The organism is Enterococcus sp. AZ149 (assembly GCF_051714285.1).
GTDB lineage: Bacteria > Bacillota > Bacilli > Lactobacillales > Enterococcaceae > Enterococcus_D > Enterococcus_D entomosocium.
Map to the genome: position 1 here is coordinate 213,796 of NZ_JBIORO010000001.1, position 16,042 is coordinate 229,837.

The 16,042-nt window shown below is 43.8% G+C and carries 19 protein-coding genes; all 19 read left to right on the forward strand.

All coding sequences use genetic code 11. The annotated features are described in order from the left end of the window. The first annotated feature begins 191 nt into the window (after positions 1-191). The 19 genes from IGI94_RS00985 (at position 192) to lacD (ending at position 16,007) form a co-directional block, all read left to right on the forward strand. Positions 192-620 (forward strand): MarR family winged helix-turn-helix transcriptional regulator, encoded by a 429-nt coding sequence (locus IGI94_RS00985; protein WP_005232643.1) that lies wholly within the window; start codon positions 192-194, stop codon positions 618-620. Positions 621-630: 10 nt separating this feature from the next. Next, on the forward strand, positions 631-1,593 hold the full coding sequence (locus IGI94_RS00990) for a ring-cleaving dioxygenase (protein ID WP_061053593.1): 963 nt from the start codon (positions 631-633) through the stop codon (positions 1,591-1,593). 13 nt (positions 1,594-1,606) lie between these two features. Then, the gene (locus tag IGI94_RS00995; RefSeq protein ID WP_438899314.1) at positions 1,607-2,500 is read left to right on the forward strand and encodes a VOC family protein; all 894 of its coding nucleotides are present in this window, start codon (positions 1,607-1,609) and stop codon (positions 2,498-2,500) included. A gap of 17 nt (positions 2,501-2,517) precedes the next feature. Then, a complete protein-coding gene (locus IGI94_RS01000) occupies positions 2,518-3,126 on the forward strand; it encodes a flavin reductase family protein (RefSeq protein WP_159161122.1) in 609 nt (202 codons plus the stop codon). 13 nt (positions 3,127-3,139) lie between these two features. After that, positions 3,140-3,736 carry an alpha/beta hydrolase gene (locus IGI94_RS01005; RefSeq protein ID WP_194199356.1) on the forward strand — a complete coding sequence of 199 codons (597 nt, stop codon included), beginning with the start codon at positions 3,140-3,142 and terminating at the stop codon, positions 3,734-3,736. Positions 3,737-4,157: 421 nt separating this feature from the next. Then, positions 4,158-5,102 (forward strand): sugar phosphate isomerase/epimerase family protein, encoded by a 945-nt coding sequence (locus IGI94_RS01010; RefSeq protein ID WP_438899315.1) that lies wholly within the window; start codon positions 4,158-4,160, stop codon positions 5,100-5,102. A 14-nt stretch (positions 5,103-5,116) separates the two neighbouring features. After that, positions 5,117-6,490, forward strand: a complete 1,374-nt coding sequence (locus IGI94_RS01015; protein WP_429966455.1) for a PTS transporter subunit EIIC — start codon at positions 5,117-5,119, stop codon at positions 6,488-6,490. A gap of 14 nt (positions 6,491-6,504) precedes the next feature. Beyond that, positions 6,505-6,969 carry a PTS sugar transporter subunit IIA gene (locus tag IGI94_RS01020; RefSeq protein ID WP_438899316.1) on the forward strand — a complete coding sequence of 155 codons (465 nt, stop codon included), beginning with the start codon at positions 6,505-6,507 and terminating at the stop codon, positions 6,967-6,969. A 27-nt stretch (positions 6,970-6,996) separates the two neighbouring features. Continuing rightward, entirely contained in the window at positions 6,997-7,659 is a 663-nt protein-coding gene (locus IGI94_RS01025; protein WP_438899317.1) for a ribulose-phosphate 3-epimerase, read from the forward strand. Beyond that, positions 7,656-8,096: a ribose 5-phosphate isomerase B gene (rpiB, locus tag IGI94_RS01030; RefSeq protein WP_016611535.1), complete on the forward strand. Its 441-nt coding sequence runs from the start codon at positions 7,656-7,658 to the stop codon at positions 8,094-8,096. Before IGI94_RS01025 ends, rpiB begins: the two co-directional genes overlap by 4 nt. Before the next feature lie 159 nt (positions 8,097-8,255). Next, positions 8,256-9,008 (forward strand): DeoR/GlpR family DNA-binding transcription regulator, encoded by a 753-nt coding sequence (locus IGI94_RS01035; protein ID WP_005226765.1) that lies wholly within the window; start codon positions 8,256-8,258, stop codon positions 9,006-9,008. Positions 9,009-9,465: 457 nt separating this feature from the next. Beyond that, positions 9,466-9,897 (forward strand): PTS sugar transporter subunit IIA, encoded by a 432-nt coding sequence (locus IGI94_RS01040; protein WP_008376461.1) that lies wholly within the window; start codon positions 9,466-9,468, stop codon positions 9,895-9,897. 2 nt (positions 9,898-9,899) lie between these two features. Further along, positions 9,900-10,175, forward strand: coding sequence for a preprotein translocase subunit YajC (yajC, locus tag IGI94_RS01045; RefSeq protein ID WP_008376459.1), 276 nt, complete (start codon positions 9,900-9,902; stop codon positions 10,173-10,175). Between the two features lie 19 nt (positions 10,176-10,194). Next, the gene (gene agaV / locus IGI94_RS01050; protein WP_005232625.1) at positions 10,195-10,677 is read left to right on the forward strand and encodes a PTS N-acetylgalactosamine transporter subunit IIB; all 483 of its coding nucleotides are present in this window, start codon (positions 10,195-10,197) and stop codon (positions 10,675-10,677) included. A gap of 26 nt (positions 10,678-10,703) precedes the next feature. Next, on the forward strand, positions 10,704-11,510 hold the full coding sequence (locus IGI94_RS01055) for a PTS mannose/fructose/sorbose/N-acetylgalactosamine transporter subunit IIC (protein ID WP_005232623.1): 807 nt from the start codon (positions 10,704-10,706) through the stop codon (positions 11,508-11,510). Beyond that, positions 11,500-12,528: a PTS system mannose/fructose/sorbose family transporter subunit IID gene (locus tag IGI94_RS01060; protein WP_008376454.1), complete on the forward strand. Its 1,029-nt coding sequence runs from the start codon at positions 11,500-11,502 to the stop codon at positions 12,526-12,528. Before IGI94_RS01055 ends, IGI94_RS01060 begins: the two co-directional genes overlap by 11 nt. A 214-nt stretch (positions 12,529-12,742) precedes the next feature. Next, entirely contained in the window at positions 12,743-13,477 is a 735-nt protein-coding gene (locus IGI94_RS01065) for a GntR family transcriptional regulator (RefSeq protein ID WP_005232618.1), read from the forward strand. Between the two features lie 178 nt (positions 13,478-13,655). Continuing rightward, positions 13,656-14,825: an SIS domain-containing protein gene (locus IGI94_RS01070; protein ID WP_438899318.1), complete on the forward strand. Its 1,170-nt coding sequence runs from the start codon at positions 13,656-13,658 to the stop codon at positions 14,823-14,825. Between the two features lie 186 nt (positions 14,826-15,011). Beyond that, positions 15,012-16,007: a tagatose-bisphosphate aldolase gene (gene lacD, locus IGI94_RS01075; RefSeq protein ID WP_438899319.1), complete on the forward strand. Its 996-nt coding sequence runs from the start codon at positions 15,012-15,014 to the stop codon at positions 16,005-16,007. The last annotated feature ends 35 nt before the right edge of the window (positions 16,008-16,042 follow it).

The following is a 16,042-nucleotide window of genomic DNA, read 5'->3' on the forward strand; positions in this document are numbered from 1 at the left end:
CATCTATTTTTCCTATAAAACGACGGTCTACTCCTAATCAAGGAGTGGCCGTTTTTTTGAGCATTCAAGCAGTTTGCAAGTTTTCAGAATGAATTCCTTGTTCATAGGAGGGATAACCAAAGCATATCTTTTTACAACTTACAAAAAGTAAGTTATGATTATCTCGAATTCGAAATAAAGAGGTGAGGAAAATGGCGCATCAAGAAGAAGCGCTCAAAGCGTACATCGGTTTACTGCGTACGGCGAGTCGTTTGGAACAAGTGGCAAAAAAAGATGTTCGTTGTTATGGCTTAAATATCACGGAGTTTTCTGTACTGGAATTGCTTTACCATAAAGGCACCCATACGACGCAAGCCATCAAGGAAAAAATTTTGATCGCCAGCAGCTCGACAACCTATGTAGTCGATCAATTAGTCAAAAAAGGCTGCGTGCGCCGGGAACCTAGCCAAGAAGATCAACGGGTAACTTACGTCAGGATTACGGAAGCAGGCAGGGCATTGATGGAGAAAATTTTTCCCAGTCATGCACAAAAGATTGCGGCGAGTTTTTCCGAACTCAGCAGTGAAGAATTGCAACAATTAAAAACAATTTTACGAAAAATAACTTATGATCAGAAATGAGGAAAAGAAAATGAGAAAACAAGATCAATTATTAGGGGTACACCATGTGACGGCCATGACAAGTGATGTGGAACGGAATTACCATTTCTTTACAGATGTGTTAGGGATGCGTTTAGTGAAAAAAACCGTCAATCAAGATGACATTTATACGTACCATACCTACTTTGCGGATGATTTAGGGTCACCGGGAACGACCATGACGTTCTTTGATTTTCCCAATACCGCTCGCGGCAGCAAAGGAACCAACTCGATCACCCGCACCAGTTTCCGAGTACCCAGTGATGCTGCCCTTGATTATTATGCCGCACGCTTTGATGAATTTGAGGTAAAACACGAAGCAATCACCACCGAATTTGGGAAAAAAGTGATGCGTTTTTGGGATTTTGATACGCAAGCTTATCAATTGATCTCTGACGAACACAATACTGGCGTGAAAGCTGGTACTCCTTGGAAAAAAGGACCGGTTCCTACTGAATTTGCGATTTATGGCTTAGGTCCTGTCGAAATGTCTGTTTCTTACTTGGCAGATTTCAAAGGGCTGCTGGAATCCGTTTTTGATTTCAAAACCATTGATCAAGTAGATAATCGCTATTTGCTAGAAGTTGGTGAAGGCGGCAATGGCGCTCAAGTCGTTTTAGTGGAAGATACCACGAGCCCGCAAGCGCAACAAGGCGATGGCGAAGTGCATCATGTCGCTTTTCGCTTAGCTCACCACGACTCATTAGCAGTTTGGCAAGAAATCTTTGATAACTTGGGATTGGCCAACTCCGGCTATGTGGATCGCTACTATTTTGAATCCTTGTATGTGCGCATCGGCCATATTCTTTTTGAACTAGCAACAGATGAACCAGGGTTCATGGGGGATGAGCCATACGAAACATTGGGTGAGTCCTTATCATTGGCACCATTTTTAGAAAATCGCCGTGAATACATCGAAGGAGTCATCAAACCCTTCAATACAAAACGCGCCTAAGGAGGCACACAGTATGCAACCCATTCAACAGATCCACCATATTTCAGCCATCGTAGGCGATCCGCAAACGAACGTTGCCTTTTACCGCGACGTGTTGGGGTTGCGCCTCGTCAAACAAACCGTCAATTTTGATGATCCGTACACGTATCATCTTTATTACAGCAATCAAGCATTAGAAAATGGGACCATCATCACCTTCTTTCCATGGGCAAATGCCCATCCTGGGCGAGTAGGAAGCGGACAAGTCGGCACGATCGCGTTTCGTATTCCTAAAGGCAGCAGTGCCTATTGGCAAGAACATCTGGCGAAACATCAAGTAACTGTCCAAGAAAGTACATTGTTTGCTCGGCCAACTTTAGAACTTCATGATCAGCATGACCTGTATTTGGCGTTAGTCGAAGCCGAAGAATCGGCAGAAACACCAGCGATATTAGGCTTTCATGGGGCCGTCTTGCTTTCGGCACAACCAGAAGCGACCATTCAAACGTTGGCAGATGATCTAGGTCTGGACATTTTTAATCAAACAAATAAAAGCACGCATCTCCATACCGCAGGTACCCTCGCTCATGAGATCGTCGTGCCCCATGAAGCAATGCCAGCAGGGCGCTGGGGTGTCGGCACCGTCCATCACATCGCGTGGTCCGTGCCAACGGAAGCAGTGCAAAAAGAGTGGCAAGAATATTTGTACGATCAAAGATACGGAGTCACTGAAATCAAAGACCGCAACTATTTCAAAGCCGTCTATTTCCAAGAGCGGGGCAACATCGTCTTTGAGATCGCAACAGAAACCCCAGGCTTTTTCGTTGATGAACCATTAGAAACGTTAGGACAGCAGTTGATGCTGCCAGCCCAATTTGAAAGCCGCCGTGTAGAGATCGAGGATCGCTTGCCAGACTTATCGGTTTAGAAAAAAGGAGACGCTGTATGCACTATTTAGATCCCAAGGATTTGACCCAACGAGAAAATTATAAGCTACTGATTGGCTCCATCATTCCACGGCCAGTGGCAGTGGTCAGTACGCAATCAGCCGATGGTATCGTCAACATCGCCCCATTCAGTTTTTTTAACATCGTCAGCTCAGAACCCGTGATCCTCTCGTTGGCTATCCAGCGCAAAGAGGGGGAACTGAAAGACACCGCCCGCAATCTGTTGGCGACGAAAGAAGCCGTCGTGCATATTTTGGATCAAACAAATGTCCAAGAGGCCAATAAAACCGCGGCATTATTGCCCGCAGACCAAAGCGAGTTGACGGTTTCTGGATTTACCACAACAACATCGAAAATGATTGCCGTTCCTGGCTTGAACGAAGCCAGTGTCCGCTTAGAAACGATTCTGCATCAGCACGTACCCATCAAAAAAGACCAGCAGACCACTGCCGATCTCTTATTGTTGGAAGTCGTCGGCTACCAGATTGCAGAGGATGTCTATCAAGACGGCAAGATCGATCCCCGTGCCTTACAAGCAGTCAGCCGGCTAGCGGGAAATTCTTACGCAACGATTGGGGAGATTTTCGATATCAAACGACCAAGTTAAAGGAGGAACTTCGATGAAAGCAATCTACCAACAAGGAGCAGCTGACGCACCAGTTTTGGTGCTGCTCCACGGCACCGGTGGCGACGAACAGTCGCTGCTAGAAGTAGGCAAAGCCCTTGATCCCCAAGCTTCACTATTAGGTATTCGCGGCAATGTCTTAGAAAACGGCATGCCCCGTTACTTCAAACGCCTAGCTGAAGGGGTGTATGATGAAGCCGACTTAGCACTTCGCGGCGACGAATTAGCCGATTTTATTCGGCAAGCCGCCAAAGAATACAACTTTTCGTTAGCGCAAGTGGTACTGGTGGGTTATTCCAATGGCGCCAACATTGCCATTCGCTTATTACTAAATGATAGTGACCACTTCAAAAAAGCGATCCTCTACCACGCCATGTATCCAGTCGAGAATGTACCGACGAATTCCTTGCCTGACACTCATGTGTTTATGAGTTTTGGCAGAAACGACCCGATCGTTTCCCTAGCTGACAGTGCTTACGTCCAAGAGATCTTTACCTCACGGGGTGCAGTCCTTTCAACCGTTTGGACCCCGAGTCATCAGTTAACGTATGAAGAAGTTGAACACTCGCGCACGTGGTTGACCGAACAATAAAGCAGTACCCATTTCCTAATCAAACAGCGATCCTGCTGGTTGGTTAGTTTTTTTTGTTTCACGTGAAAACAATTCGAAGGAGTGAAAGGAGATATATCACTAGGGACGCCTAGTTCAATAGCAGCCCACTAAGGATTTGCCAAATAATCCTTTTTCTGAAACAAATAGAGTCAAATCAGCATAATCAGTGAATCAAGACAACTTTTTTAAAATGATCCATAAAAAATCAATTTATTTCAAATGGTTCCAAAATGAAGTTTTAACAAAATAAATGCTTAAAAATCAATTTTTTGAAGTATTTCTTCTAATAAAAACAATGCTTCTTTATGAATTAATTTGAAATAATATGAAATAAAGTGGTTGTTAATGGAAAAATTTTGTGCTATTCTGAGTCTATAATAAATGGCTAAGGAGAATGAAGATGAAATTAGCAACGAGAATCAATTCATTTTTATCAATTTACGAAAATGATTTAGACAATGTATTTGGCGCATTCAAAGAATTGGGGCTTGATTACGTAGATTTAAATTATCCGGAGCACGTCGGTGGGACGACTGCCTCTGAAATGAAAGAGAGATTGGGACAAGCTGATTTGAAATTGAATGGTGTTGCATTGCGATTCAGAGAAGAGTTTATCAACGGTGAATTAGGCAATGCTGACCCACAGGTTGCGCAGCATGCCTTGACATTATGCAAAGAAGCTGCTGATTATTGTCGTGCAGCAGGTGGAGAAGTCGTAACCATTTGGCTCGGTTTTGATGGCTTTGACTATAGTTTTCAAATCAATTACCAAAAGGTTTGGAATCAGATCCGGGATGCCTTTATTGAAATTGCTGACTACGCACCAGATTTGAAAATCAGTATCGAGTATAAACCATTTCAACCAAGAGCCTATGCGTTCATTGATAGTATGGGTGTCACTGGAATGATGCTTAATGAGATCAACCGCAAAAATGTAGGTGTGACCCTTGATTATTGCCACATGCTAATGAAACACGAAAACCCTGCTTTTGCTGCGGATCTGTTCGCTGGAAAAGAGTTATTATACGGGGTGCATCTGAATGATGGGTATGGGTTAAACGACGATGGATTGATGATCGGTTCAGCAACACCCTTCAAAACATTAGAATTCTTGTATTATGTCAAAAAGCATAACTATGACGGTGTGATTTATTTTGATACGTTCCCTGTAATTGAACATGCCTCAAAAGAGTGCGAACAAAACATGAAAATGATCAAACAAATGGATCAAATGATCGATAACGTAGGCTTGGCTGCGATTCAAGCTGTGATCGATCAAAACGATGCAGTCGCAGCCAATCAGTTGCTGCTTGAATTTTTGTCACCAACAAATCAATCAAAATAAAAGGAGTGGGGAAGATGGATTACAAAGTGATGGCAAAAAATATTTTAGAAAAAATAGGCGGAGCGGATAATGTTCGCAATATGACACATTGTGCCACCCGGTTGCGTCTAACGTTACATGACACCGCAAAAGCGGATGATCAAGCCGTCGAGAATATCGACGGAGTGATCAATGTCATTAATAAGGCGGGCCAATACCAGCTTTTGATTGGGACAGAAGTCGGGAAGCTCTACGATGAGTTTGAGCCGTTAGTTAAAGGTAACGAAAGTGCTGGTAGCCCTACCACAGAAGAACAAGCTTCTGGCAGTATTATCAGCAATGTTTTTTCTGCCGTATCTGCTATTTTTGCGCCACTACTACCAGTTTTGGCGGGCTCAGGTATTTTAAGAGGACTACTGATTTTGTTTGTTCAGCTCGGGTTGATCAGTGAAGACAGCGGCACTTATTCGATTTTATTTGTTGCTTCTATGAGTGTATTTTATTTCTTGCCCGTATTGTTAGCGTTTACTTCAGCGCGGCGGTTTGGTGCCAGTCCGTATATCTCTGCATTGATCGGGGCTGCGTTAATCAATCCTGATTTTATTGCATTGATGGGAGGAGCAGGCAACGGTGCAACGACGGAGTTCTTTGGGATTCCAGTCGTTTTGATGAACTACAATTCAACTGTCGTACCAATCATCCTTTCGATTTGGGCTTTTTCATATCTCTACAAATTCTTAGACAAACACATACCGGAGACTTTAAAATTGGTGGTCGTTCCTTTAGTCTCACTAGCGATTATGGTTCCATTGACAGTGATCGTTATTGGACCAATCGGGGTCTATAGTGGCGAAGCAGTCGCTAATGTGGTGAATTGGTTGATCGAGCGTAGTAGTGTGCTAACTGGAATCTTAGTTGGTGGTGGTTGGAGTGTTCTCGTAAGTTTGGGCATTCACTGGGCAGTCAATCCAATCATGATTAATAACGTTTCAACCTATGGCTTTGATTACATCGTTCCTTTTACTTTTGCATGTAACTTCGCCGTGATAGGTACAACGATTGGCGTTTACTTTAAAGCGAAAGATAAAAAACTGCGAAGCTTTGCTTTAACTGGCTTAGTCACGATCGCATTATCAGCGATTATCGAAGCTACTTTGTTCGGCTTACTTGTAAAAAATAAAAAACTTTTCTTAGCGCAAATTATTGGTGGTGCTGCGGGTGGTGCCTATTTAGGGTTGATGCAAGTTGTAACGAATGCCTTTGTCTTTGGTAGTGTCACCACTTTTCCCGCCTTTGTAGGCTCAACTTCCTCGAATTTCATACAAGCGATGATCGGCTTACTGATTTCAATGGTGGTTTCAGCAGTCTTAGCATTTGTATTTACCAATCGAGACGAGACATTGGCGTAGAAAGCAGGGGGAATATGGGGTTATTTAAGAAGAAAAATGTTATTTATGCACCAGCTAATGGCGTGGTGAAAAGTATTGAACAAGTGAAGGACGAGATGTTTTCAACCAAACTATTAGGCGAAGGGTTTGCTGTGGTACCAACAGATGATCTTGTTACAGCACCGATTGAAGGAACAGTGGTCTCTGTGTTTCCTACAAAACATGCGATTTCGTTAAAAGCCAAAAATGGCTTAGAAGTTCTAGTCCATATTGGGATCGATACTGTGGAGCTAAATGGCGCAGGGTTCGATACCAGAGTTTCTGAAGGTGACAAAGTTACTGCCGAGAGTGTGCTGGCAAACGTTGATTTTCCGTTTCTGGCATCACAGGGCAAAGAAACGGATGTAATCGTTGTTTTCATTAATTACGCACAGCGAACCTTAGTGATTACAGAGAAGCAAGGGCGTTGTGGACAAGCGATTGGCGTTATTAATGAGTGAGAGCATTTGCTGACAGGAGGTAGTGTTTTGAAGAAAAAAATCTTGTGTCCATCTATGATGTGTGCTGATTTTTCAATGCTAAAGGACGAGGTTGCCGCTTTACAAGCGGCGAAAATCGATATTTTTCATCTTGATGTTATGGACGGACGATTTGTTCCAAATTTTGGTATGGGACTTCAAGATATCGAAGCTATTTGCAAATGGTCAGAAACCTTAGTTGATGTCCACTTGATGATTGAAGATCCGGGAGCGTATGTAGAGAAATTTGCGGATATAGGTGTAGATATCATTTATTTTCATCCGGAAGCAGATCGGCATCCCACAAGAACCATCAACAAAATCAAGCAAAAGGGGAAACAAGCCGGAATCGCCATCAATCCTGGAACAAGTGTAGCAATGGTTGAAGAACTGCTGCCGTTGGTCGATTACGTGATGGTAATGACTGTTGATCCCGGCTTTTCGGGTCAAGCATATTTGACACATGTGGAAGGAAAAATAAAGCAGCTTGCTGCAGTTAAGGAACGTTATTTCTACCAATTAATGGCAGATGGAGCGATTTCGCCTGCCGTAATGACTCGCTTAAGCGCCTTAGGTGTTGATGGGTTTGTTTTAGGGACCTCCGCTCTTTTTGGAAAAGAAGAATCGTATCAAGAACTGATCTCAATATATAAAGAGGAGGATCAAGCATGAAACTAGCAATCGGTTGTGATCATGTTGGGTTTGAATTAAAAACTGATATCATCACCTATTTGGAGTCGTTAGGGCACACGGTACAGGATTTTGGGACAGAAAGTGATAAACGCGTTGACTATCCCAATTATGCGGCGACTGTTGCAGAAGCGGTGGTAACCCAAAAGTGTGATTTGGGAATCTTGATTTGTGGCACAGGCGTTGGTATCTCAATTGCTGCCAACAAAATCAAGGGCATCCGAGCCGTGGTGTGCAGCGAACCCTATAGTGCTAAGCTCTCAAAAGAGCATAACAATACCAACGTATTGGCGTTTGGTTCGCGCGTCGTGGGCGTCGAACTAGCGAAAATGATTACTAAGGAATGGCTGGCTGCTGAGTTTGAAGGTGGTCGTCACCAAAAACGGGTAGCAATGATTGGTCAGTTAGAAGTAGAATGATCAAAGGTTAGAGGATTCGCATTAGCGAATCCTCGTCTTTTTTTGTTAACGAGAAATTTATCCCATAATCGAGATCAAATTGACGAACAATGAAAGTCCTTGCTCATACCGAGAGAAAAAGTATGGTATAATTTGAAAAAAAGTGAAATTGACCAATTAATGGAGGTTGCTATGATTCCATATGAAAGACAAGAAAAAATTTTAGAAGCTTTGGCTCAAGATGAACTGTTAAAAATAGAGCAATTGCAAAGCATTTTGCCTACTGTTTCTATCTCAACATTGAGGCGGGATTTAAAAGAATTAGAAAAATCAGGAAGAGTTGAATTGTTGGCTGGTGGCGCAGTGAAGATTTGTTCAACGGCTTCCGAAATGCCGATTGCAGCTAAGGCTGCTTTGTATTCCCAAGAGAAAGAAGCGATCGCTACTTTGGCTGCTGAGTTGGTTCACGATGGTGATGTGATCTACCTAGATTCTGGTTCGACTTGTACAGCGTTACTGCATAAAATCATTAATAAAAAAATCACGATTATTACTACCAATACGAGTGTCTTTACAATTCAACAAGAAACTCCTGCCGAGATTTTACTTCTTGGTGGCCGATACAATCCCGTTATTTCATCCTTGAATGGTCCATTGACGGATGCAAATTTACAAACGTTTAACTTTCAAACGGCTTTTTTAGGTGCTAATGGTATTGATGCTGAAAAAGGTGTAAGCACGCCCAACTTGGTAGAGGCGAACAAAAAGCGTGAAATTCTAAATAATGCCAAAACCGCCTATTTATTGTGTGACAGTTCGAAATATGGACAAGTCGCCGCGGTAAAAGCTTTTAGTACAGAAGACGTTGTCATTATTTCTGATGCTTATAACGATAAGATTGGAGAACTGACGCAAATCATCTATCCGAACTAAAAACAGGATGGCATCTGAGTGGTATTGGCAATGTTGGAGATACAATTTAATAAAACGCATAATGGAAAATGAGTTTGGTGATGATCAAAACCAGTTAGGGATTATACCTAGCTGGTTTTTTTATTATGGAAGCAGATTTGTTGAAAGTTCCTTTATTTAACAACGTTGATTGTTGTATCGATGAATGGCGGAGTGACTTGTGGTTCTTTAGATACCAAGACTCAAAAACCAGTGAACGTACTTGTTAAAAATAACATTAAGGTCGTTCCCTTGATGGATTTCAATACCTTTATCAATTGGGTTATTAATTGATAATCATTGTTTTGGCGCTATTTTTCGTATTTAAAGATAACAAAGACATTTTTATATAAAAACAAAAAATTGTTGACAGACAAAATGAAAGCGTTTATATTGGATATGTGGTTACTACCAGTTGAGAGTAAGGGGAGGACATAAGATGCTTGGTTTGGTTTTAACAGGTCATGGAGGATTTGCGCAAGGGATGGAAAATGCGCTTGCGATGATTGCAGGGCCGCAAGAACAGTTTCTAGCAGTGTCGTTTTTAGAGGAAAATCCGTTAGCTGACTTTGAAAAAGAGTTGCAAGGAGCAATCGATCAATTAAAGGAAACCTGTGATGGGGTCGTGATTTGTGCAGACCTTGTAGGCGGGACCCCTTTTAATGTTGCGATGACCGCTGCCAATGAGGACCCGCAAGTCGAGGTCATCGGCGGCATCAATCTACTGCTGCTAGTGGAAGGTTCGTTGACTAGATATACGGCAACTGATCCAGAGCGTTTTTGTCAAGAACTGGCAGAGATTGGCAAGAGCGGTATTTTTCACGGAAAGATCAAAGGCCATGAGGAAACCAATGAGGAAGAAGGGATTTAACGATGTGGGAAATGATCTTAGCAGCCTCAATCGTGGTGCTTGTTTTTCTCTTTCTCTTTTTGGCGGTCTCATCTTTCTTGAATGGGAAACATCTGAAAAAGCAAAAAGGCTATTTCGCTGAATTGCAGCAGTCCTTGAAAAAGGGGCAGAAAATCAAATTATACGGCGGCATTATTGGGGAGATTCAAGCACTTGGGAAAGAGACGGTCGATCTAAGGGTGAAATCGGGAACGGTGATCGAAGTAGAACGCAGTGCGGTTGCAGAAATCATGCAGTAAATAGAAGGAGGACATATTTATGGGAGAACCAAATATTTTGTTGACGCGAATCGACAATCGGTTGATTCATGGGCAAGTTGCCACCCAATGGAACGGTACGTTGGGGGCAAATCTAATTTTAGTGGCAAATGATAAGGTCGCCAAAGACAAAGTCAGACAAGGGTTGATGGATATGGCGGCGCCAGCTGGCGTCCAAACGAGGTATTTCTCGATTCAAAAAACCATCGAGATCATTCATAAAGCATCGCCAAAACAAAAGATTTTCATGGTGGTTGAAAATCCTCAAGATGCGTTGAAATTAGCTGAAGGTGGGGTGCCAATCAAGAAACTCAACATTGGGAATATGCATATGTCAGAAGGGAAAAGACAGGTTGCTACGACAGTTGCCGTCGATGAAGCAGATGTCGATGCCTTTAAAAAACTGAAGGAAATGGGGGTGCAATTAGTGATTCAGCGGGTTCCAACGACACCTGTTGAAGATGAAAAGAAATTATTTCAGTGATGCAGAGATAAGGAAGGAGAAAGAAAATGGATTACACGATTTTTCAAATCATTTTAGTCTTCATAGTTACATTCATTGCCGCAATCGATCAATTTAGTTTTTTAGAATCATTGTACCAGCCCATTGTTACCGGGATGGTTATCGGACTTATTCTTGGAGATCTTCAAACCGGCTTGATCGTTGGCGGAACCTATCAGTTAATGACGATCGGCAATATGCCGGTGGGCGGCGCGCAACCGCCAAATGCGGTGATTGGCGGAATTATGGCAGCAATCTTAGCGATCACGCTGCAGCTGGAACCGACAGTGGCCGTCGCTACGGCGATTCCGTTTTCTTTGCTGGGGCAATATGGGGTGACGATTATCTTCTCACTAATGTCGCCAGTGATGTCAAAAGCTGACAGCTACGCCCATGATGCCAATACGAAGGGCATTGACCGGATCAATTATTTAGCGATGGTGGGTCTTGGAACGATCTTCGGCTTGATTGTGGTCTTATTCTTTATCGGCGGTGCTGCCTTCGGGAATCAGGCGGTCGCAGCGATCCCTCAATGGTTGATGGGTGGGCTCGGCGCAGCTGGGGGCATGATGCGGTATGTCGGTTTTGCGATTTTACTAAAAGTGATGGTTTCCAAAGAAATGTGGGGCTTCTTCTTTATGGGGTTTGGTTTAGCCACGATCGTAATGGCGGCACCTTCCTTGCAAGGACCAGCCTTGATCATTCTAGCCTTTATCGGTTTTGCATTAGCCTTTTGGGATTATCAAATCCAGTCCAAATTTAAAGTAGCAACAGCCAATACCTATGATTTCGGAGGCGATGAAGATGGCATATAATATTCCCGATTCTTATAGCGAACAAGCGCCCGCAGAACAACTGGATAAAAAGACCTTGAACAATATGGTCTGGCGTTCCTTATTTCTACAAGCCTCTTTCAACTATGAGCGAATGCAAGCAGGAGGCTGGTTATTCAGTATTTTACCGGGATTGAAAAAGATCCACAAAAATGAAAAGGACTTGGCTGCTTCAATGAGCCATAACCTAGAGTTTTTCAATACTCATCCATTCCTCGTGAACTTTGTGATGGGGATCATTCTATCGATGGAACAAAACAAAGCCGATATTCCCATGATTCGGGCAGTGCGAGTCGCCGCGATGGGACCGCTAGGCGGGATCGGTGACGCGTTATTCTGGTTCACTCTGGTACCGATAACAGCTGGTATCACAGCCAATATGGCGATCAACGGCAACATCGCTGCACCGTTTATTTTCTTACTGGTATTCAATGCGGCCCAATTTGGTTTACGGTTCTTCTTGATGCATTGGTCCTATCGTTTAGGGACAGATGCGATTGGGATCTTAACGGAAAATGCCAAAGAGTTCACCCGAGCAGCGAGTATTTTAGGGATTTTTGTTGTCGGTTCCTTGACCTGCGTGTATGGGGCGACGTCTTTGGATATTCAGATCCCTAACGGTACTACCAATGAAGTGACACAAGCGACGACGATCGTGGATGATCAAGCAGCCATTGCCGCTTACGAAGACATGCTGTATACCACGGATGAGAATGGACAATTGACCGACACACTGCAAGAAAATGCGGCGGTCAACGAATTGGCTAACGGCAAATATGAATTGACGTTTAACAAAGTCAACGAAGTGCCCGTGACGATCGATATTCAAAAAATCCTCGATGGGATCTTGCCGCAAGTGATTCCATTGACCATCACACTGATGCTGTATTTCTTCTTATCAAAACGCGGCTGGACGCCGTTGAAATGTATCGCTTTGCTGCTAGTGATCGGCTTGATCGGTTCTGGCTTTGGTCTGTATCCATCCATTTGGCCGCAATAAGCAAGCTAGCAGAAGAAACGGCGCAAACCGTAGGAGGAGTTTTGCTAAGCAAGCAAAAGCTGACTTTTCAGCTTAGCTCGTGCTGGCAATTGGTTCATTTTCCTGCGTGAAGAGATGCAAGTTCAGGAAACAGAGCCCCTGTAGACGATTGTTTGACACGCCTATCGGGAAATAGTACACTCGTTATGTGGTAGTAACCAGTTTGGAGGGGCTTATGAATATCAATAAAAATCGACAACCATTATACGATCAATTGTTAAATTTACTGATTGAAAAAATCGAAAATGAAATGGAAGCAGACACGATGCTTCCCTCAGAAAGAGAACTGTCAAAGCGCTACGGGTTAAGTCGGACCACCGTTCGCTTGGCACTACAGGAGTTAGAAAAATTAGGCTATATTTATCGCCAACATGGTAAAGGAACCTTTGTCTCGGAGATCCGCAAGCAGGCAACCAATTTATCGGGTTCCTATAGTTTTACCGAACAGATGAAAGCACTGGGGAAACAACCGGAAACTAGAGTATTGGCATTCAAAAAAATGGAAGCGACAAAATATTTTGCCACTCAGTTGCAAGTTTCCATTGGCGAGCCGATCTACAAGTTAAAACGATTGCGTCTTGCTGATGGCCAACCGATGATGATCGAGCGTTCTTATCTGCCCGTCAAGCGCTTCATGAATTTAACGAGTGAGATGATCGAGCAAAAACCATTGTACGATATCTTCCATGAAGATTTTCATCAAGTGATCCGCCTAGCGGACGAAGAATTTTTTGCCAGCATTGCCAGTGCGAAAGATGCGGCATTGCTAAAAATCCACGAAGGTGCGCCGGTGTTGAACCTGGTACGCAGCACGTTCAATATTGAAAATGAAGTGATCGAATACACCTTGAGTGTTGCTCGAGCAGACCAATTTAGATACAAAGTCCGCCACTTGCGTAACGACGAGTAGCGCATTTCCTAGACAGTCTGAAATGATCCGCTCGAGCAAAGAAAAGGTGTGTATTCAAAACCAGTGAGGTCGAGGAAGTTTGCCCTTTGGGTGATCGCTAAGTATTCATCCAAGACAACGCTCCTCGTACCGTCACTGGGAATACATACTGGAAAACCAGCAGCTAGGAGGAAGAAAGATGTTTCAACTGTCAACAAAGGAATTAGCAGAATTAGGTGCGGAGATTACAACAAGAGAAATCAAACAACAGCCAGAACTGTGGCAAGAAACCTTGACGATCTATCAAGAAAAGCAAGAGGCGATCGCGGCTTTCTTACGTACTATCAAGCAAAAGACGGACAAGCGAATCCGCGTGGTCTTCACGGGAGCGGGGACATCGCAATATGTTGGAGATACGATCGTTCCTTACTTGAATAAGAACGGCGCAACGGTGGATTATCTTTTTGAAAGTATTGCTACGACGGATATTGTCGCTGCTCCAGAACAAGTTTTATTTGCGGATGAGCCAACACTGCTCGTTTCTTTTGCTAGAAGTGGCAATTCACCAGAAAGTTTAGCAGCGGTCAAAATCGTCGATCAATTCGTTGCCGACAGCTATCATTTGACGATCACTTGTGCAGCCGACGGATCTTTGGCACAACAAGCTGCCGCTGATGAAGCGAGTTATCTGTTATTGATGCCTGAGCGGTCAAATGATGCTGGATTTGCGATGACGGGAAGCTTTTCTTGCATGGCCCTTTCGGCACTGCTGATTTTTGACCAGACGTCTCTGGCGGAAAAAGGGCATTATGTTGAAACCCTTAGCCGGTTGGGGCAAGAAGTGATCGATAGAGAAACAGAACTCCAAGTACTGACGGACCGTTCCTTTAAGCGAATCGTTTACCTTGGTTCAGGCACGTTGTCGGGGTTGACCAGGGAAGCACAGCTAAAAGTATTGGAACTGACTGCGGGAAAAATCGCCACCGTGTTCGATTCTTCGATGGGCTTCCGTCATGGACCGAAATCATTCGTAGATGATCAAACCCTCGTCTTTGTCTTTGTCAGCAATACGCCCTACACGCGGCAATATGATCTTGATATGTTGGAAGAATTAAAGAGTGACGGCATCGCCGTCGCAGTGACCGCCATCGGACAGCCGGCAGCTGTGAATTTTTCAGGAACAAACTTTTTCTTTCCAGATGACACTTCACTGCCAGATGGCTATCTTGCCTTAGCAGACATTGTTTTTGCGCAAACGATCGCACTGTTGGCATCGATCAAAGTCGGGAATACACCCGACACCCCTTCGCCAACGCGTACCGTCAATCGGGTGGTCAAAGGCGTGACGATTCATCCGTATAACAACTAACGATGACTGAGAAAGCCCACCACGAGCACGTATCTTTTCTTGTACGAAGTCGATACGTGCGGTGGTCAATCAGTCGAACGGCTTCATCAATAGACATTTTTATACGTGCTGACAACCGTTTCGCCAACGCTGAAAAAAAGTGAAAGCGGTTGATTCTTTGGCATGGACAAAAAAGGAGGAATTTTAATGAAAGCAACCGTAACGAAAGCCAAAAAAGCAGCGATGGATCGCCTGTCAACGAAAGAAGGAGTGATCGCAGCTTTAGCGATCGACCAACGAGGTGCCTTGAAAAAAATGATGGCAGCACTTGGCGTGGAGGCTGATGCAGAAAAAATCAGCCAGTTTAAAAAGCTAGTCTCACAAGAATTGACCCCTTACGCGTCTTCCATTTTACTAGATCCAGAATATGGGTTGGCAGCTGCGCAAAGTCGTGATCCAGAGGCGGGGCTTTTGCTGGCGTATGAAAAAACCGGCTATGATGCGACTACGCCGGGACGTTTGCCTGATTTATTAGGGGAATGGTCAGTTGAGCGATTAAAAGCAGCAGGCGCCGATGCCATCAAATTTTTGCTTTATTATGATGTAGATGAAGATGCCCAGATCAATCAGTTGAAACACGTCTTTGTGGAACGACTCGGCAGCGAATGCCAAGCCGCTGATCTGCCCTTCTTTTTAGAAGTTCTTTCCTATGATGCTAAGTTGCCTGAAGTCGACTCAAAAGCATATGCGCAACGCAAACCAGAAAAAGTCATCGGATTGATGAAGGAATTTTCAAAACCACAGTACAAAGTCGATGTGTTAAAGGTGGAAGTACCAGTCAACATGAATTATGTGGCAGATTTTGCCAAGGAAGAAGCCGTGCATACCAAGGAAGAAGCCGCAGCGTATTTCAAAGCGCAAAGCGATGCGACGCATCTGCCGTTTATTTTTCTCAGTGCAGGCGTATCAGCCAGCTTATTCCAAGAAACACTGGTTTTTGCCAAAGAAGCCGGTTCAACCTTCAATGGCGTCTTGTGCGGCCGGGCAACGTGGAAAGACGGTGTTGATCCCTTTGTAAAACAAGGGACAGAAGCAGCCAAAGAATGGCTAGCAAGTACCGGAAAACAGCACATCGAAGACTTGAATGAAGTGATCCAAAAGACCGCTACTTCTTGGTGGGACAAAGTTACGGTCGAAGAATAGTTTTTTCGCTGTTTGACAAGAGAAATGGCCAATGA